At 62.0% G+C, this 18,813-nt stretch carries 19 protein-coding genes; 14 read left to right on the top strand and 5 right to left on the bottom strand.

Annotated features, from left to right (window positions below; all coding sequences use genetic code 11):
• Nucleotides 1–38 precede the first annotated feature (38 nt).
• The 8 genes from HX898_RS17295 to nadC all read left to right on the top strand — a co-directional run bounded on the left by HX898_RS17295 (nt 39) and on the right by nadC (nt 8,051).
• Nucleotides 39–1,127, top strand: a complete 1,089-nt coding sequence (locus HX898_RS17295; protein ID WP_180195228.1) for a fatty acid desaturase family protein — start codon at nt 39–41, stop codon at nt 1,125–1,127.
• 21 nt (nt 1,128–1,148) lie between these two features.
• Complete coding sequence (locus HX898_RS17290) at nt 1,149–1,463, top strand: MocE family 2Fe-2S type ferredoxin (RefSeq protein ID WP_180195227.1); 315 nt, start codon at nt 1,149–1,151, stop codon at nt 1,461–1,463.
• An 11-nt stretch (nt 1,464–1,474) separates the two neighbouring features.
• Nucleotides 1,475–2,701 (top strand): FAD-dependent oxidoreductase, encoded by a 1,227-nt coding sequence (locus HX898_RS17285; RefSeq protein WP_180195226.1) that lies wholly within the window; start codon nt 1,475–1,477, stop codon nt 2,699–2,701.
• 26 nt (nt 2,702–2,727) lie between these two features.
• Nucleotides 2,728–3,543 (top strand): 3-methyl-2-oxobutanoate hydroxymethyltransferase, encoded by an 816-nt coding sequence (locus HX898_RS17280; RefSeq protein ID WP_180195225.1) that lies wholly within the window; start codon nt 2,728–2,730, stop codon nt 3,541–3,543.
• 29 nt (nt 3,544–3,572) lie between these two features.
• Complete coding sequence (locus HX898_RS17275) at nt 3,573–4,571, top strand: hypothetical protein (RefSeq protein ID WP_180195224.1); 999 nt, start codon at nt 3,573–3,575, stop codon at nt 4,569–4,571.
• A gap of 69 nt (nt 4,572–4,640) precedes the next feature.
• Nucleotides 4,641–5,612: a quinolinate synthase NadA gene (nadA, locus tag HX898_RS17270; RefSeq protein WP_017991961.1), complete on the top strand. Its 972-nt coding sequence runs from the start codon at nt 4,641–4,643 to the stop codon at nt 5,610–5,612.
• Complete coding sequence (locus tag HX898_RS17265) at nt 5,609–7,150, top strand: L-aspartate oxidase (RefSeq protein ID WP_180195223.1); 1,542 nt, start codon at nt 5,609–5,611, stop codon at nt 7,148–7,150. The genes nadA and HX898_RS17265 overlap by 4 nt, the downstream gene beginning before the upstream one ends.
• Complete coding sequence (gene nadC, locus HX898_RS17260) at nt 7,128–8,051, top strand: carboxylating nicotinate-nucleotide diphosphorylase (RefSeq protein ID WP_180195222.1); 924 nt, start codon at nt 7,128–7,130, stop codon at nt 8,049–8,051. Before HX898_RS17265 ends, nadC begins: the two co-directional genes overlap by 23 nt.
• 4 nt (nt 8,052–8,055) lie before the next feature.
• Here nadC and HX898_RS17255 read toward each other — a convergent pair whose 3' ends face one another.
• From HX898_RS17255 to HX898_RS17235, 5 genes are all read right to left on the bottom strand, one after another.
• Entirely contained in the window at nt 8,056–8,544 is a 489-nt protein-coding gene (locus HX898_RS17255; protein WP_138389834.1) for a VOC family protein, read from the bottom strand.
• An 84-nt stretch (nt 8,545–8,628) separates the two neighbouring features.
• A complete protein-coding gene (locus HX898_RS17250; protein ID WP_180195221.1) occupies nt 8,629–9,876 on the bottom strand; it encodes an ABC transporter substrate-binding protein in 1,248 nt (415 codons plus the stop codon).
• 26 nt (nt 9,877–9,902) lie between these two features.
• Complete coding sequence (locus HX898_RS17245; protein ID WP_180195220.1) at nt 9,903–11,003, bottom strand: ABC transporter ATP-binding protein; 1,101 nt, start codon at nt 11,001–11,003, stop codon at nt 9,903–9,905.
• A 3-nt stretch (nt 11,004–11,006) separates the two neighbouring features.
• Complete coding sequence (locus HX898_RS17240) at nt 11,007–11,945, bottom strand: carbohydrate ABC transporter permease (protein ID WP_180195219.1); 939 nt, start codon at nt 11,943–11,945, stop codon at nt 11,007–11,009.
• Nucleotides 11,942–12,838 carry a sugar ABC transporter permease gene (locus HX898_RS17235; protein ID WP_032986887.1) on the bottom strand — a complete coding sequence of 299 codons (897 nt, stop codon included), beginning with the start codon at nt 12,836–12,838 and terminating at the stop codon, nt 11,942–11,944. Before HX898_RS17235 ends, HX898_RS17240 begins: the two co-directional genes overlap by 4 nt.
• A gap of 180 nt (nt 12,839–13,018) precedes the next feature.
• Between HX898_RS17235 and HX898_RS17230 the strand changes: the two genes are divergently transcribed.
• The 6 genes from HX898_RS17230 to HX898_RS17205 all read left to right on the top strand — a co-directional run bounded on the left by HX898_RS17230 (nt 13,019) and on the right by HX898_RS17205 (nt 18,812).
• Entirely contained in the window at nt 13,019–13,831 is an 813-nt protein-coding gene (locus HX898_RS17230) for an aldo/keto reductase (RefSeq protein ID WP_180195218.1), read from the top strand.
• 131 nt (nt 13,832–13,962) lie between these two features.
• Nucleotides 13,963–14,403: a VOC family protein gene (locus tag HX898_RS17225; RefSeq protein WP_138331517.1), complete on the top strand. Its 441-nt coding sequence runs from the start codon at nt 13,963–13,965 to the stop codon at nt 14,401–14,403.
• Between the two features lie 142 nt (nt 14,404–14,545).
• A complete protein-coding gene (locus HX898_RS17220) occupies nt 14,546–15,565 on the top strand; it encodes a LacI family DNA-binding transcriptional regulator (RefSeq protein WP_180195217.1) in 1,020 nt (339 codons plus the stop codon).
• A 25-nt stretch (nt 15,566–15,590) separates the two neighbouring features.
• Nucleotides 15,591–16,349 (top strand): sugar phosphate isomerase/epimerase, encoded by a 759-nt coding sequence (locus HX898_RS17215; protein WP_138331515.1) that lies wholly within the window; start codon nt 15,591–15,593, stop codon nt 16,347–16,349.
• A 267-nt stretch (nt 16,350–16,616) separates the two neighbouring features.
• The gene (locus tag HX898_RS17210) at nt 16,617–18,563 is read left to right on the top strand and encodes a BTAD domain-containing putative transcriptional regulator (RefSeq protein WP_180195216.1); all 1,947 of its coding nucleotides are present in this window, start codon (nt 16,617–16,619) and stop codon (nt 18,561–18,563) included.
• Between the two features lie 105 nt (nt 18,564–18,668).
• Nucleotides 18,669–18,812 carry a hypothetical protein gene (locus HX898_RS17205; RefSeq protein ID WP_012763602.1) on the top strand — a complete coding sequence of 48 codons (144 nt, stop codon included), beginning with the start codon at nt 18,669–18,671 and terminating at the stop codon, nt 18,810–18,812.
• Nucleotide 18,813: the final 1 nt, after the last annotated feature.

The raw sequence follows: 18,813 nt of genomic DNA, 5'->3' as shown, positions 1-18,813 counted from the left end.
AACCTATTCTCCCAGGCAAGGGCAACGGGAGGCGGATAATGGCGACCCAGACAAAGAAGCGTGACTACGACCTTCTCGGCGAAAGCGGCCGCTCCGCCGTCGAGACGGGGCTGGCGGCAGCCGAATGGTATCACACCGACATTCCCCGCAAGGAGATGAAGGCGCTGATGCAGCGCTCCGATGCACCGGCGATCCGTGACACGGCCCTCTGGGTCGGTAGCATGGTCGTCCTTGCCGGGCTCGGCATTTATTTCTGGGGCTCGTGGATCGCGCTGCCCTTCTTCCTCGCCTATGGCGTGCTCTACGGCTCGGCCTCCGACAGTCGTTGGCACGAATGCGGCCATGGCACCGCCTTTAAGACGCGCTGGATGAACGATGCCGTCTACCAGATTGCCTGCTTCATGATCATGCGCAATCCGGTGACCTGGCGATGGAGCCATGCGCGCCATCATACCGATACGGTGATCGTCGGCCGCGATCCCGAGATCGCCGTCATGCGGCCGCCCGATCTCTTCCGCCTGGTGCTCAATTTCTTCGGCATCCTCGACGCCTGGCATGCGATCATCGACATGCTGCGCAATGCCTTCGGCGGCGTCAGCGCGGCGGAAAAGACGTTCATCCCGGAGATGGAGCAGCCGAAGGCCATCCGCATCGCCCGCATCTGGCTGGCGATCTATATCGCGACGATCGCCGCCGCGATCGCCATGGGTTCGATCCTGCCACTGATGCTGATCGGCCTGCCGCGCCTCTATGGCGCCTGGCACCATGTGCTGACCGGTCTGCTGCAGCATGGCGGCCTGGCCGACAATGTGATCGACCACCGGCTGAACAGCCGCACGGTCTATATGAACCCGATCAGCCGCTTCATCTACTGGAACATGAACTACCACGTCGAACACCACATGTTCCCGATGGTGCCCTACCACGCGCTGCCGAAGCTGCACGCGATGATCAAGCACGACCTGCCGGCACCGAACGCGTCGATCTTCTCCGGCTATCGCGAAATGATCCCGGCCTTCCTGCGCCAGTTGCGCAACGAGGACTATTTCCTGAAGCGTGAACTGCCGGCCACCGCGCGGCCCTATCGCGAGGAATTCCACAACGAGCTGGCCCCGGCCGCGCAATAAAGACAATCGAGCGAGGACAAGATGAGCGGAAATTGGATCCAGGTCTGCGACAAGGACGAGATCGACGAGGAGGATGTCATCCGCTTCGACCACGACGGGCGCACCTTCGCGGTCTATCGCAGCCCGGACGACGAATTCTTCGCAACCGATGGGCTCTGCACGCATGAACAAATCCATCTCGCCGACGGGCTTGTCATGGATGAGATCATCGAATGTCCAAAGCATAATGGCCGCTTCAACTACAAGACGGGCGAAGCCAAGGGTGCGCCGGTCTGCGTCAATCTCAAGACCTATCCTGTCAAGATCGAAGACGGTGCCGTCTTCATCTCGCTCTGAGGGAGGTTGGCGTGGTTCACTTCGTTATCTTAGGCGCAGGCGAATGCGGTGCGCGCGCTGCCTTCGCCTTGCGGGAAAAGGGCTTTGCCGGCGAGATAACGCTGGTTGGCGCCGAGCCTCTTCCGCCTTATGAACGGCCGCCGCTTTCGAAGGCCGGCTCCACCGATGCAAGCGATCCGAAATTCATCGCCGCGGCGGAGAAATACGCCGAAAACGGCATCCGGCTGCTCACCGGTCTGGAGGCCAGGGATTTCGATCCCGCATCCAGGATCGTCACGCTTTCGGACGGGACGGTGCTTTCCTACGACAAGCTTCTGCTTGCGACGGGTGCGGCCGCGCGGTCATTCCCCGGCGCATCGGAAGGCAGCCGACATATTCGTTCGCTGCGGACGCATCACGATGCGGCGGCATTGCGCGATGCGATGAAGCCAGGACGGCATATCGCCATCATCGGCGGCGGCTTCATTGGACTGGAACTTGCGGCAACGGCGCGGCTGCTCGGTGCCGACGTCACTGTCATCGAGGGGCTGGAACGCGTGCTGAAGCGTGGCGTGCCGGCGGAGATCGCCCATCTGCTCACCGAGCGCCACCGCGCCGAAGGCGTCGATATCCGCTGCGGCGTCTCCATCGAGGCGCTGAGCGAGGAAAACGGCAAAGCCCTGATCAGATTGTCGACCGGCGAGGTGATCGAAGCCGATCTCGTCCTCGTCGGCATCGGTGCACGGCCGAATGTCGAGATCGCCGAAAGGGCCGGGCTGGCAATCGACAATGGCATTGCCGTCGATATCAATCTCCAGACCTCCGCACCCGATGTCTTTGCCGCCGGCGACTGCTGCTCCTTTCCGTTGTCGATCTATGGCGGCCGGCGGGTGCGGCTCGAATCCTGGCGCAATGCCCAGGAGCAGGGCACATTGGCCGCGGCCAACATGCTCGGCGTCAACGAAGCCGTTTCGGCGGTGCCGTGGTTCTGGTCGGATCAATACGACATGACGCTGCAGATATCGGGCCTCGCCGAGGGGGCTGCCACGCATCAGCGCCGCGAACTCGGCGCAGGCGCCTTCATTCTCTTCCATCTCGATGCCGACGGACGATTGATCGCCGCAAGCGGCATCGGGCCGGGCAATGCGGTGGCCCGCGACATCAGGCTCGCCGAAATGCTGATCGCAGCGCGCGCCCATCCCAACCCGGCAGCACTCGCAGCCAGCGACATCAAGCTGAAATCCCTGCTGGCCGCCTGAGCCGCCCGATATTTTCAAAGGAATTGATGATGAAGAAACATAGACGCGCAACCGTCGCCGATCTGCTTTCGGAAAAAGGCAAACGCCAGCTCACCATGCTGCGCGTTACCTCACTGGAGGAAGCGGACGCCGCCGAAAAGGCAGGGATCGACATCGTCTCCGTGCCGCCCTCGCTGCTCGGGCCGGTCTTTCGCGAGGCAGCCCCCACGCCCTTTGCCATTCCGGGGCTCGAATATGGCGATCATGTCTCGGCCGAGGACTATCTTCGTGCGGCCTTCGCGGCGCTGAAGGCGGGCGGCGACGCGGTCTATTGCGCCGCAAGCCTGCAGACGATCCGGCGCATGCGGGACGAGGGTATTCCGGTCTGTGGCCATCTCGGACTGATCCCTTCGAAGGCGACCTGGACCGGCGGCTTTCGCGCCGTCGGCAAGACGGCGGCGAGTGCGGCCGAAATCTGGCGGCAGACCAAGGCGCTGGAAGAGGCAGGCGCCTTCGCCGCCGAAATCGAGGTCGTCCCAGGGGATGTCGCTGCCGCCATCAGCAGCAACACCTCGATGCTGATGATCTCCATGGGCGCGGGCAGCGGCTGCGACGCCCAATATCTCTTCGCCGACGACGTGCTCGGCGCCAATCGCGACCACACTCCGCGCCACGCCAAGGTCTATCGCGACTTTGCCGCCGAACACGACCGGCTGCAGCGCGAGCGCATCGCCGCCTTCACGGAATTTGCGAAGGATGTCAGGACCGGCGCCTATCCGGAAAAGCGCCATCTCGTCGGTATCGACGACGCGGAACTTGAAATCTTCCTGCAGCGGCTGAAAAGCGACACAGGCAATAACTGAGGGCAAACGCGTTCTATTGCCTCGATGATGTGGGAAGCGCCGCAAAGGCGCTTCACCTCCATTGGCTTCCGTCCCGGCCTGTGTCAGGAATTATCCGTTCGATTCATTCGGAACGGAGTATTCGGTCCCCTGTGACGATCGGCTTTGCGCATGCGGAATTGATTGCGGTGCTCGTCGCGGTGACGGGGGACGAGCCGCGCGTGATGACCATCCGTTCCGGCAACGCGCTGCCGTCAGGCCCTTTCGAAATGGGGCATCGCACCCTGCAATCTGGCTTGCGCGAATGGGTGCAGGAGCAGACGGAACATCCCGTCGGTTATCTCGAACAGCTCTATACCTTCGCCGACCGCGACCGGAACAACGACATCCCAGGCGGGCGGACGATCTCGATCAGCTATCTCGGCCTCGTCAACGAGCAGTCGGGCGCCGGCCGGCCGGGATGGCATGGCTGGTACGAATACTTTCCCTGGGAAGACCACCGGCAGGGACGGCCGGCCGTGCTTGACGAGGTCATGGCGCGTCTGAGGAGCTGGGCCGATGCCGATCCGGCAAGGCGTGACCATCGCCATCGCCGGGCGGATTTCACCTTCGGCCTCGATGGCGGCGGCTGGAACGAGGATCTGGCCCTGCAGCGCTACGAACTGCTTTACGAGGCGGGGCTTGTCTCGGAAGCCGGATGCGGGGCGGAGGCCAATCTCGGCCGGGCAATGTTTGCCGATCACCGGCGGATTCTCGCGACCGGAATCGCCCGGCTGCGCGCCAAGATCAAATACCGCCCCGTTGTCTTCGAGCTGATGCCGGAGAGTTTTACGCTGCTGAGGCTCCAACGCACCATCGAAGCTTTGGCGGGACTGACGCTGCACAAGCAGAACTTCCGCCGCCTCATCGAACAGCAGGAACTGGTCGAGGAAACCGGCGGAACAGAAAGCGAAACCGGCGGCCGGCCGGCCAAGCTTTTCCGCTTTCGCCACACCGTGCTCGAAGAACGCGCACTGGCCGGAACGAAATTACCGCTCTCCCGCAATTGACATATGCTCACCGTGAGAATATCTCTTTGCCTATGATATGCTCAAAGAGAGCATAATTAGGAGCCGGTCATGAATTATCCTGTTTCCGCATCCTCGCTCTACGAGCGCGTCAGCCGTGTCATTCCCAAAGCCGAGTGGATGACGTTCGAAAATGACGTCGACGCGATCCTCGAGCTCAAGCGCCGCCGCAACGCCGTCATTCTCGCGCACAACTATCAGACACCGGAGATCTTCCACGGCGTGGCCGATATCGTCGGCGACAGCCTGGCGCTCGCCCGCAAGGCGATCGAGGTCGATGCCGATGTCATCGTGCTTGCCGGTGTGCATTTCATGGCCGAAACCGCCAAGCTGCTGAACCCTGAGAAAACCGTGCTGATCCCGGATCTCGGCGCGGGCTGTTCGCTGGCGGATTCGATCACGCCCGAGGATATCGCCCTGCTGCGCCAGGCCCATCCCGGCGTGCCCATCGTCACCTATGTCAACACCTCGGCCGCGGTGAAGGCTGCTTCCGATATCTGCTGCACCTCGGGTAATGCCAAGCAAGTGGTGGAATCCCTCGGCGTGCCGAAGGTGCTGATGATCCCGGACGAATATCTGGCGCGCAATGTCGCCCGCGAGACTGATGTCGAGATCATCGCCTGGCATGGCCATTGCGAGGTGCATGAACTCTTCACCGCCGAGGACGTGCGCCAGTTGCGCGAAAACCATCCGGGCGTCACCGTGCTCGCCCATCCGGAATGCCCACCAGAGGTGGTGGCCGAAGCCGATTTCGCCGGCTCCACCGCGGTGATGTCGGATTATGTCGGCAGGCAGAAGCCGGCGCGCGTCGTGCTGCTCACCGAATGCTCGATGAGCGACAATGTCGCCGTGCACCATCCCGATGTCGAGTTCATTCGCCCCTGCAATCTCTGCCCGCATATGAAGCGCATCACGCTGGCCAATATCCGCGCCGCCCTTGAGGAAAACCGCCACGAGGTCACCGTCGATCCTGCGATCGCCGTGGCCGCGCGCCGCGCCGTCGAAAGGATGCTGGCGATATGACCGAGCTTCTCGACCATCTTGCCGGACGCACGGTGATCGTCGGCAGCGGGCTTGCCGGGCTGATGACCGCGCTCACATTGGCGCCTGAACCCTCCGTCATTATTACCCGCGCTGCCCTTGGCGCAGAGACGTCGAGCGCCTGGGCGCAGGGCGGCATCGCCGCCAGCATGGGCGCCGACGATAGCGCGGCACTGCATCTTGCCGATACGCTTGCCGCCGGCGACGGGCTCTGCGATCCGGCCATTGCCGCCAGCATCATCGCCGAGGCGCCGGCGGCGATCGTCGCGCTGGAGCAGGCCGGCGTTCGCTTCGACCGGAATACCGCCGGCGAACTCTCGCTCGGGCTGGAGGCGGCCCATAATCGCCGCCGCATCGTCCATGCTGAAGGCGACGGCTCGGGTACGGCGATCATCGCCGCGCTGATCAAGGCGGCAATGAAAACGCCAACTATATCAGTGCTCGAAGGCTTCGAGGCGCGGCGGATTGTGATGGATGGCGAGCAGGTCGCCGGCCTGCTCTGCGCGACCGCGAATGGCGCCGTCATTCTGCCGACATCGAAGGTGGTGCTCGCCACCGGCGGCATTGGCGGGCTTTACGACGCGACCACCAATCCGATGGGGAATTTCGGCCAGGGGATCGCGCTCGCGGCAAGAGCCGGTGCTGCGCTCGCCGATATGGAATTCGTCCAGTTCCATCCGACCGCACTCGATTCACGCCGCAGGCCGCTGGCGCTCATCAGCGAGGCGGTGCGCGGGGAAGGGGCTTTGCTCGTCAACGAGCGCGGCGAACGGTTCATGGCCCGCATACCAGGCGCCGAGCTTGCACCGCGCGACGTGGTGGCGCGGGCGATCAGCGCCGAAATTGCCCGTGGCGGACGAGTCTTTCTCGATGCCCGCGCTGCTATCGGCAGCCGCTTTGCCAAGCGCTTTCCTGTCATCTCGACCCTTTGCGGCGAGGCCGGCATCGATCCGGCGAAAGACCTCATTCCGGTGCGCCCGGCCGTTCACTATCACATGGGCGGCGTGGCCACGGATGCAAAGGGCCGCAGCTCGGTTCCCGGTCTCTGGGTCGCCGGCGAGGCGGCCTCGACCGGCCTGCACGGCGCAAACCGGCTTGCCAGCAATTCGCTGCTGGAGGCGGCTGTCATGGGCATGCGGGCGGCGCTCGACATATCAGGCACGCCCGCAAGTGCCGCCGGCACGATCTTCCCCGAGAGACTGCCGGCGCCAGCTGATGCGTCATTCGTGCGGCCGATCGTCTCGCGCCATCTCGGCGTGTTGCGCAATGCCGGCGCCATTCATGGCGCGATCGCCGCTCTGCTGCCGCTTGCCGAAGGCAACGGCCCTGCCGCCGATCCGGCCATCGTCGCGCTCTCGATCGCCGTCTTTGCCAGCCTGCGGATGGAGTCGCGCGGCGCCCATGCCCGCACCGATTTTCCGCTGAAGCTCGCCAACACCAACCGTCGCCAGATGCGCCTTTCCGACGTTCTGGAGATCGCCCGCGCGACACCGCCCTATGCCCTTGCAAGGAGTGCCTGAGATGAGCCTCGTTCCCCTTCCGCGCCTGATCGTCGAACCCTTGGTGCGGGCTGCCCTGCTCGAAGATCTGGGTCTTGCCGGTGACATCACCTCGGCCTCCGTCATCCCTCGCGATCACCGTTCGACGGTGGTGATGGCGGCCCGTCAGCCGGGTGTGATCGCCGGTCTCGATGCCGCCGAACTCGCTTTCGCTCTCGTCGATCCAGAGATCGTCATGCGCCGCCATCTCCAGGACGGCGACGCGGTCAAGCCCGGCGACGTGATCGCCACCATCGAAGGCCCGTCGCGTGGCTTGCTGAGTGCCGAGCGTACCGCCCTGAATTTCCTCGGTCACCTCTCTGGCATCGCCACGGTAACGGCAGGGATCGCCGCCGCCATCCGCGGCACCAAGGCCTCCGTCTCCTGCACGCGCAAGACGACGCCGGGGCTGCGGGCGCTGGAGAAATATGCGGTGCGGGCCGGTGGCGGTATGAATCACCGCTTCGCGCTTTATGACGCGGTGCTGATCAAGGATAATCACGTCGCCATCGCCGGTGGGGTCGCTGAAGCGATCCGCCGGGCGCGGGCTGGCGTCGGCCATATGGTGAAGATCGAGGTCGAAGTGGACACCCTCAATCAGCTGCGTGACGCGATGGAGACCGGCGTCGACGCCGTTCTGCTCGACAATATGACGTCGGATCAGCTGCGCGAGGCCGTCGCCATCGTCGCCGGCCGAGCCATCACCGAAGCGTCCGGCCGCGTCACGCCTATAACGGCTGCCGCAATCGCGGCTTCCGGTGTCGACCTCATTTCCGTCGGCTGGTTGACGCACAGCGCCCCGGTGCTGGATATCGGGCTCGATTTCGTCGAGGCCGCGACCGCAACGGAAACAAGCCCGAGACGGATTGCACAGGTGCTGTAATCCCTCAGGCCTGCTTCGGCTGGACTTCCTTGTCGCTGTCGAATTCCAGCAGTTCGATCATGACGCCCAGATCGGGTACTGTGTCGTAATAGGCATAGCGTCCGTGGCCGCCGTCGAATTCGCCACGCTGGAGCAGGCGGTGGCCCTTGTCTTCCAGATAGCGGTTTCGCTCGGTGAGATTCTTCGTCTTGAAGGCGATGTGGTGGCAACCGGGGCCTTTCTCCTCCAGCAGATCGCGCCAGGCGCTCTTCTCCGGACCGGGCTGCAGGAACTCGACGTCGATGTTGCCGAACTTGAACATGATGATGCGGCAGCCGACCTCGGCGGGCTTGCCGTTGTAGATCGCCTGCGCCTCATCCGGCTCGGCGGCCTTGCCTTCCGGCGGAACCGGCTTGCCGGTCAGTTCCGAGAACCAGGCAGCGGATTTCTGCACATCGTCGGTCACGAAGCAGATCTGCATGACGGCATCTTCATCAAGCAAACGCTTGTCCATCGGTATTCCTTTCTGCGATGGGGCGGGACGGCCCGCCGTTTCGGAAACGGACCGCCCCTTCGGGAGAAGCGTCGAACCGCTGCTCTAGCCGAGAATGGTCTTGTAGTTTTCCTTGATCTTGGCGATCGCGTCGTCGACGCTCATGTCGGGATCGCTCCAGAAGTTGAAGGCCACGTCCCAGATCGAGTTCTCCCAGTCGGCGTCGCTGATGGCGTGCGGGTTCTGTACCTGATGCTTCGGATCGGCAACGATGCGGAGCACTTCCTTGGAGCAGGCGTCGAGACTGTCCTGCGGCGCATCGAGGCGCACCGGGGTCGAACCCTTGGCCTTGGCGAATTCCGCCTGGACATTCGGATCGACGACGATCGAGGCAAAGTCGAGTTCGGCCTTGTCCTTGTCAGCAGGCTGGCCGCCAAGCAGGCCCCAGCTGTCGACGCTGGCAGCCACGGCTTTAGCGCCGGGGATCTGGATGCAGCCGAAATCCTTGCCGGCGGTCTTGCCGGCCGCCAGCCATTCGCCCTTCATCCAGTCGCCATGGATCTGCATCAGCGCCTTGCCGGTGATGACGAGATTGGTGGTGAGGTTCCATTCGCGGTTGGCCGAGCCTTCGTCGGCCGCCTGCTGGAATTTGCGCAGATAGTCGAACACCTGGCGGAATTCCAGCGTATCGAAGACGGCGGGATCGGGCTTTTCGCCATAGATCTTGTTGAAGAAGTCCGGTCCGCCGATCGTCGCCGCCAGCGCATGGGTGAGGTAGCCCACCTGCCATTGCTGGCCGCCGACGGCCAGCGGAATGACGCCGGCCGCCTTGATCTTGTCGAAGTCGGCAAACATTTCGTCGAGCGATTTCCAGGCCGTCGGATCGATGCCGACTTTCTTGGCGACATCCATATTGTAATAGACCATGCCGTCGATGTGCAGCGCGGTCGGCACCTTCATGACCTGGTCATCGACGACCATCGAATGGGCCACGGCATCCGGATACTTGTCCGGATAGCCATGCTCCTTGAAGAAATCGGTCAGCGGCCGACCGAGTCCGGCTTTCGTCAGATCGCGATAGACGCCGGGATTTGACTCCATGAACAGGTTCGGCGGGTTGCCGCCGGCAACGAGGTTCATCAGATTGACGTTGGAGCCGGTGTCATGCGGGATGGCGATGTCGGTCCAGCTGTCGCCTTTGGCCTCCAGGTTCTTTTTGAGCACGTTCAGCGCCGCCACTTCAGGCGGCGCCGACCAGGTGTGGTAGATCACGAGATCGGTCGCGTGCGCGCTTAAGGGGGCGGCGCCCGCGAGTACGGCTGCGGTGATGCCGGCAAGTATCCTGTTCATCATTTCCATTCCTCCCTTTGGTTGCTCATTCACATGCGTCGCCCGGTGCGAGCGTCGAAGACGTTGACCTTGCCGCGCGGAAAATCGGCACGCAGCCTCTGGCCGGCGCTGAAACCGGCGGCGCGGTCCGGATCGACGCGCAGCGCCAGCAATTGGTCGCCGAAGCCGAGATAGGCGGTGGCATCGGAGCCTGTGCGTTCGGCATGTCTGAGCGGCAGCTCGAAGCTTGCCGCTGCATTGGCGACCGGCTGATCGGCGGCGACGAAATGCTCGGGCCTGAGGCCGATGACGACCTCGGCGCCGCTTTCCGGCCGCTGCGAAAAACCATAGTCGCCGAGATCGATGACATCGCCGGTATCGAAGCCCGCCTTGACGCAATGGCCATCCACCTTCAACCGCGCCGGGCGGAGATTCATCGCCGGCGCGCCGATGAAGCCGGCGACGAAAAGATTGGCGGGTTTGCCGTAAATCTCGTCGGGCGTACCGAATTGCTGGATGACGCCGCCATCCATCACCGCGATCTTCGTCGCCATGGTCATCGCCTCGATCTGGTCATGGGTGACATAGACGACGGTCGGTTTCAGCGTGTCGTGCAGTTTCTTGATCTCCAGACGCATCTCGGTGCGAAGCTTCGCGTCGAGGTTCGACAGCGGCTCGTCGAAGAGGATGACGCCGGCCTGCTTGACGAGGGCGCGGCCGATCGCAACGCGCTGGCGCTGACCGCCGGAGAGCTGCCCGGGCTTGCGGGCAAGCAGCGGCTCGATCTGCAGCAGCCTGGCGGTAGCGGCAATGCGCTGCTCGACCTCCGCCCGGTCGAGGCGGCTCGCAGCAAGGCCGAATTTCAGGTTTCCGTAGACGGTCTTGGTCGGATAGAGCGCATAGGACTGAAAGACCATGGCGAGGCCGCGGTCCCTGGGGTCGAGATCGGTGACATCGCGCTCGCCGATCATGATGCGACCGTCGGAGACTTCGAGCAGCCCGGCAAGCAGATTGAGCAACGTGGTCTTGCCGCAGCCGGAGGGGCCGAGCAAAACCAGAAAGTCGCCATCCTCGACCGCGAGATTGAGATCGTCGAGGATCGTCACCGTGCCGAACGACTTGACGATATGTTCGAAGGAAACACGCGGCATGGGTCAACCCTTGATCGCGCCGGCAGTGATCCCCTGAACGAAGAACTTGCCGACGAGGAAATAGATGACGAGGGGCGGAATGGCGGTCAGCAGGGCGGCGGCCATATTGTCGTTATAGGCGACGACGCCGGTGGACACGGTGATGAGATTGGCAAGGATGACGGTCATCGGCTGCGTGCCGAGCCCGCCGAAGGTGACGCCGATCAGATAGTCGTTCCAGATCGAGGTAATCTGCAGGATCAGCACGACGATCAGGATATTGCCCGACATCGGCAGGATGATCTCAATGAAGATGCGCCAGAAGGAACCGGAATCGATGATCGCCGCACGCATGATCTCCTGCGGAATATCCTTGTAATAATTGCGGAAGATCAGCGTCAGCACCGGCATGGCGAGCACGGCGTGCACCACGGCAATGCCCCAGAGCGTGCCATAGATGCCGATCGCCGCGGTGATGCGGATCAGCGGATACATAATGACCTGGAAGGGTACGAAGGCGCAGATGAAAAGCAGGAAGAGAAAGGCATTCGCCCAGCGCACATTCCAGAGCGCCAGCGCATAACCTGTGACGATCGACAAGGCGATCGACAGGATCAGCGACGGGCAGAGGATCAGCACCGAATTCCAGAAGCCAACCTTCAACCCGTTGCAGTTGATGCCGGAGCAGGCCTTGTTCCAGGCGTGGTCCCAGGCCTCGAGCGTCCAGACATGCGGCAGCGAGAAGATCGCGCCCTCGCGGATCTGGTCCATCGTCTTGAACGAGGTGACGACCACGACATAGAGAGGGATGCAGAAGAACAGCGCGCACATCGTCAGGAACAGCAATATGGCGATCGAGCGCCCGGGAATGCGTTTCTTCTTGCGGGGGAAGAAAGGCTGGCGCGGGCCGGGTGAAGCGTTCGTCGCATCTTCCAGCGCTGCTGCTTGCGTCACCATGGTCATCGCGAACCCCCGTTCGCCCGGCGCTGTTGCCAGGTGGTGATCAGCACCAGCGGCAGGAAGATCAGCGCGGTGATTACAAGCATGGTGATCGCGGCGGCCGAGGCATAGCCGATATTGCTCTTGGCCGAGAGCGCGTTGATGGTGAAATAGGCCGGAACCCAGGTGGAATTGCCAGGCCCGCCATTGGTCATCGCCACGATCACGTCATAGGCCTTGATGACGCCGAGCGACAGCAGGATGGCGCAGGTGATGAAGGTGAACTTCATCATCGGGATGATGATCTCCAGATAGAGCCGCCAGAAGCTGACGCCGTCGAGGCGCGCGGCACTCCAGATTTCGGTGTTGATCGATTTCAGGCCTGATAGCATCAGCGCCATGTAGAAGCCGGAGCTCTGCCAGATCGAGGCGAGAATGATCGCGTACATGGCGGTCTCGGGGCTCGCCAGCCAGTTGAAGCTGACCGAGGTGAAGCCGAGGCCGTGCAGGAAATTCTGAAGCCCGAGCTGCGGATTGAAGATCCAGCGCCAGGCAGCACCCGTGACGATCAGCGAGACGGCGAGCGGATAGAGGAAGACCGTGCGGAAGAAACTCTCGCCGCGCCATTCGCGATCGATCATCGCAGCGAGGATGAAACCGAAGACTATGGCAAGGGCGCTGCCGATGCCAAGAATGACCAGGTTGTGCAGCGAGATCGCCCAGCCGGCATCGTTGAAGAGCCGCTCATACTGGCGCGTCCACTCACTCCAATTGATCTCATATTCCGGGACGCGGCGGCTGCGCGTCAGCGATAGCCATGCCGTCCAGCCGATTGCGCCGATGAATGCGACGAAGGTGACGGCGACAGCCGGCGCGAGAGCCAGCTGGGGCATCATCCGGCTCCAGCGTAGTTGCATCTCTTCCTCCCAGACCCAACGCTCCCACATCGGACCAAACCTGAAGCACGCTTGTATTATCGTTAAACTAAGATCAAAAATACCCATGCGTCAACAGGCGATTTTTGCCTGCTATCGCTCGAAACTGGCGATAAGCTCTACAAAGCGGACCGGACACGACCTAAAAGAAAGGGATATCATATGCAAAATCAGCAACTTATACCGAAGCTGGGTTTCGGCACTTGTGGCCGCAACGGCAAGGATGGCATAGGTGCCATCCTCTGCGCGCTGGAAACGGGCTACCGGCATCTCGATACCGCGCAGACCTATGACACCGAATTCGAGACCGGCGAAGCGCTGCGCCGGTCCGGCATTGCGCGACGCGAGGTCTTCATGACGACGAAGATCTCGACCGACCATTTCGGCGAAGGCAAGCTCATCCCTTCGCTCGAAAAGAGCCTGGAAGCGATGCGTATCGACCAGGTCGACCTGACGCTCATTCATTGGCCAGCGCCCAACGGCGCCATTCCCCTGGAGGTCTATCTCTCACAGATCGTCGAGGCGCAGGAGAGGGGCCTGACACGGCTGATCGGCGTCTCCAACTTCACCATCGCACTGCTGCAACAGGCAGAAGCGATCGGCGGAAAGGGGCGGATCGTCAACAATCAGTTCGAACTCAACCCACTGATCCAGAACAAGAAACTTGCGGAATACTGCCAGCGGAACGACATCCTCGTCACCTGCTATCTGCCGATAGCCCGCGGCACGCTTTCGGGTGATCCGGTGCTCGGCTCGATCGCCGACAATCACGCTGCCACGGTCGAGCAGGTAATCATCGCCTTCGAACTCGCCAAGGGCTATTGCGCCATTCCGACGTCGAGCCGGGCCGAACGCATCCGTTCGAATTTCGCAGCCGGCGAACTGCAGCTGAAACAGGAGGAGATCACCCTCATAGAGACGCTCGACCGCAACCAGCGCACCATCGATCCCGACTGGGGGCCTGATTGGGATTGAATCCGCCGGCGGTTGACAATTGCGCGCGGTGCGTACAATTGTGATCTTGTATTATCGTTAATTCAAAATTGGCTTCTGTTGATCGAAACACCGTTGACGGCGGCGACCGACGCCGCCCGTGAGGAGGAAACATGCTTGGAATAACCGGCTACGGCCATGTCGCCATCAAGGTCAAGGACCTCGACGCCTCGCTCGACTTCTACCGCGAACGCCTTGGTTTTCCCGAGATGCTGCGCCTGAAGAACGAGGACGGCTCGACCTGGCTCGTCTATCTCCGCATCACCGACGACCACTATCTCGAAATTTTCCCTGGTGCTGAAAACGACCGGGCGCCCGGCTGGAACGCCAACGGCGTCAACCATATGTGCTTCACCATCGATGATCTGGATGCGACGGCCGAGAGGATCCAGGCGGGCGGCATCAAGCTCACCGCCGAGATCAAGCCGGGGCTCGACGGCAATCGCCAGGCCTGGATCGAGGATCCCGACGGCAACCGCATCGAGCTGATGGAGATGCATCCTGACTGCCTGCAGTATCAGGGCATCAAACGGCTGCATGCCGAAGGAAAATAATGGGGATCGAGGAAAGCCATGGGGTGGTATCCCGTGGCTGTCCCCGTGGAAGCTTCCGCTTTCCCCAGTGGAAACTTTTACTTTCCACTGGGGAAGGTTATGGAAGGAAGATTAAGCATCAGGACATATAGCCGCCCTCACGATGACCAGATCGAGCGTCCGCCTCAAAGACATTGCCGACAAGACCGGATTTTCCGTGAACACGGTCTCGCTGGCGCTTCGCGGCAGTCCGCGCATCCCGGAGGAAACGCGCCAGCTGATCCGCACCATCGCCGAGGCGCTGAATTACCTGCCGAACCATATCGCCCAGTCGCTGGTCAGCCGCGAGACGAAGACGATCGGCCTTATCCTCACCGACATCACCAATCCGACGCTGATGCGCACCGCGCAGGCGATCGAACTGGAGCTGGCCGACAGGGGCTACGGTACGCTGTTTGCCACCTCCAACAACGATCCGGAGGAGGAGATCAGGGCGCTGGAAATGTTCCGCTCGCGCCAGGTCGACGGCATGCTCATCTATCCCCGCAGCCATCGCAAGCTCGATCATATCCGCAAGATCCGCCAGTCGAACTATCCGATCGTGCTGCTCGTCGGCGACCCGGATTCCGGCATTGACGCGGTCTGCGTCGATGAGAGGTGCGGCGCCTATAAGGCGACGCGGCATCTGATCGATACCGGCCATCGCAGGATCGGCATCATCGACAGCGCCAATCCGCTCGGCAATCTGGAAAAGAGCGAAGGTTACCTACAGGCGCTTTCGGAAGCCGACATCACCTTTGAGCCGGTGCTGACGGCCGACCCGCAGGGCCATTCGGTGATGAAGGGCTATTGGGCGATGGACCAGCTGATGAGCACCGCCAACCGGCCGACCGGCGTCTTCGCCGCCAATGATTCCCTTGCGATCGGCGCCTTGCGCTGGTGCCAGAAGAACGGCGTGAACGTGCCGAAAGATGTCGCCATCATCGGCTTCGACAATATCGAATTCGCCGAACATGCGGCGACGCCGATTTCGAGCGTCAACTACGCCGTCGATATCGTCACCGAACTTGCCGTCGAGCGACTGATGCGGCTCGTCGCCGCCAAGGACGCGCTGCCCGATCCGCGTGTCACCATGATCGAGCCGGATCTCGTCATCCGGGAAAGCACCACCGGCCGAAGCTGAGGCCGGCACGAATGGGAGCAAAGACTTGACCTATCCGATCTCCTACCAGCTTTACTCTTCGCGCAATTTTCCGCCGCTTTTTGCCCAGTTTCCCGAGCTGAAGGCTTTCGGCTACGACGCGATCGAACCCTGGCTTCCGGCCTACGAGGCCGATGCCAAGGCTTTCCGCACGGCGCTCGACGACGCCGGGCTGAAATGCCACTGCTTTCACATGCCGCTGAAAGGGCTGGTCGAGGAGCCGCAGCGCTTCATCGACATCGCGCTGACGATGGGCGCCACCATCATGATCCCGCCCTATGTCGCGCCGGAAAAGCGCGGCACGACGGCGAATTATTGGAAGAACCTCGGCGCGCAATTGGCTGAAGGCGCTGAGCAGGCGGAGGAACACGGGCTCAAGGTTGCCTGGCACAATCACGATTTCGAATTCCTTGCGCTGGCCGACGGTTCGCGGCCGATCGACCATATCTTCGCTGGTGGTGGCGACACTGTCGGGTTCGAGATCGATTGCGGCTGGATCACCCGCGCCGGCGCCGATCCGGCCGCCGAACTGAAGAGGTTCGCCGACCGCATTATCGCTATCCAGATGAAGGACATGGCGCCGAAGGGCACCACGACGGAAGACGGTTGGGCTGCGACCGGCGACGGTATCATCGACTGGGAAAAATTCGTACCACTCTTCCGCGAGACAAAAGCTGAGCATATCGTCACCGAGCATGACAATCCGGCCGACTGGCGCCGCTTCGCCCGGCGTTCGATCGAGCACATCAAGGCGCTCGGCCTGTAGCGCGGCCGCGACTTGGTTGGGAATAGCGGGTGACAAGGACCGTCGACAGCTTAATAACCTGCCGCCAGGGAACGCAAAACGTCTGCCATCTAAAATATCGGCAAAGCATCTTCTCGGCGAGCGACACGCGAAAATGCAAATAGTCGCTGAAATTTCTTCTTTTTATAGCAAAGCCGCTATGCGCGGCGGCTTTATAGCTTTAACATGATTTCTTGACCGCCGGTGCGCTTGTGCGCCTTGGCTTTCAGGGGTGAGAACCGAGATGCGATGGACATCCGGCAGATGCTGACGAACAGGCTGTGCCTGCTCGGAAGACCGCGATTGATGGCGGCGGGGAAGGAACTCCCCTTGCCGGAGAAGTCTTATTTTCTCCTCGCCATGCTCGCCGCCGAACCCAATTTCGAACTCGACCGCGAAACCGTCAGGCGACAACTCTGGCAATCGGAGCTGCCGGAAAAGCGGGCGGGCAGCCTTCGCCAACTGCTGGCGCGCATCGAGCAAAGCATTCCCGCCGGCCTTCCACCGCTGCTTGCCGCGACCCGAACACATATCGGCCTTGCCGATGGCTGGGAGGTCGACGTTCATATCCTGAAACAGAAAAGGCCGCTCGCACCCGAAGACGGCGACCTGCTGAACGGCGACTTGCTCGAAGGCGTCAAATCGCCGACGCAGGGCGCCGAGGACTGGCTGACCTTTGAGCGCCAGCGGGTCGACGAGTTGCGCTCCGCCCATCTCGCCCGGCTGGTCGAGACATCAGAAGACAGATCGGATGAAGAGCAGGTCACGCTTGCCAGGCGCCTGCTGGAACTCGACCCTGCCAGCGAGACGGCCTATCGCGCCTTGATGCGCACCTATGTCAGGATGAACGATCCGGCAGCGGCGCGTCAGGCCTATCTGAAGTGCAAGAGCCAGCTGAAGGACGACTTCGACACCGAGCCGGAAGAAAGCACCACCGCTCTTGCCCGCGAACTTAACCTGGTGCCGGCAGCACAGGCAACGTCGGGACATCCTCAGTCGGCGCCTAACCTTTCCGTCGGTCCGCTTGGTCAGCCGCGGATCATCATCCTGCCGCCGGAAAGCATCTTCACCGATCCGCTGATGGAGCGCGTCGGCAGGGCGCTTCTCGAAGACGTCACCATCGGCCTCAGCCAGCAGCGCGGCTTCAAGGTGATCGCGGCGCATACGAGCCTGGAAATCCTCAGCCGTTCGATCGATCCGTCCCGTGCCGTGCCCGGTCCGCTCGACCTCAGCTTCGACTATGCGGTCTACGTCACCATCCAGGGCCGCGACGAGGATGTCTATGCGACCTGCCGGCTGACGCGGACGACGACATCGGAGGTGATCTGGGCCATCGAACTGCCGCTGGTCATGCAGAAGATCAGCGAATCCTTCGCGCATCTGACGCGACGGATCGTATCCTCGCTTGCCGACACGATCGAGCGTCACGAACTGGCGATGCCGATCGGCGACGTGCCGCCGTCCGCCTACCGTCTCTACCTGGAAGGCAAGCGGCTGATCGCCCAGACCGACTTGCAGCATCTGCGCCAGGCGCGCAAATGGTTCAAATCCTCGCTCAATCGTTATGAACATTTCTCCGCCGCCCATGCCGGCATGTCACGCGCGCTCGGCATGGAATGGCTGATCCGCGGCATGCGGGACAAGGAACTGCTCGACGAGGCGAATGGTGCTGCCCGGCAGGCACAGCAGTCCGACCCGAACAGCGGCCGGGCCTATCGCGAGCTCGGCTTCGTGGCGCTTTATCGGCGCCGCTTCGACGAAAGCCTGGAATATTTTCAGCAAGCCCAGGATCTCAATCCCAACGATGCCGACATCCTGGCCGACTATGCCGATGCGCTTTCCCATGATGGCGATTTCGATCGAGCGCTAGAGCTCAGCCGCGCTGCCTTCAAACTCAATCCGCTGCCACCAGACTACTACTACTGGAACCTCGGCGGCATCCACTTCATGCGAGAAGAGTATGAAATGGCGATCGAGGCGCTGGAACCGGTGAAGACGAAGCAGGCGACGGCTCGCCTGCTCGCCGCCTCGCATGCCATGGCAGGCGACACGGGAAAGGCTGGGAATTACGCCAGGATAGTTTTGGAAAACTTCCCCGATTTCCGCAGTGAGGACATCCGTCATTTCGTCCCCGATCGCGATCCCGCCTATACGGAACCGCTGATACAGGGCCTGCAACTTGCTGGCCTTCCCTGATGCACCGCCTTTTAACGAAGCCTGTAACGCTTAAATGACGCAGGCAATGTTTCCTTCCGATGGTTAACGGCAGCAAGGCGCTGCCTGACCAATCGGAGATGAAACATGAAGACGAATGCTGACACCACCGCAGCTCAGACACAGTCACTGCGCTTCTCTGCAGCCGCCAAGGCAGCCATGAAGCAGGACGAGCTCAACGTTTCCGCCAATGCGCTCGAGAGCCTGACACATGCGCTGAGGTTCCGCTAAG

The organism is Rhizobium sp. WYCCWR 11128, assembly GCF_013416305.1.
In the GTDB taxonomy this organism is placed as follows: Bacteria; Pseudomonadota; Alphaproteobacteria; order Rhizobiales; family Rhizobiaceae; genus Rhizobium; species Rhizobium indicum.
Note: the sequence above shows the minus strand (reverse complement) of the source record. Positions and strands in the feature narration are given on the sequence as shown.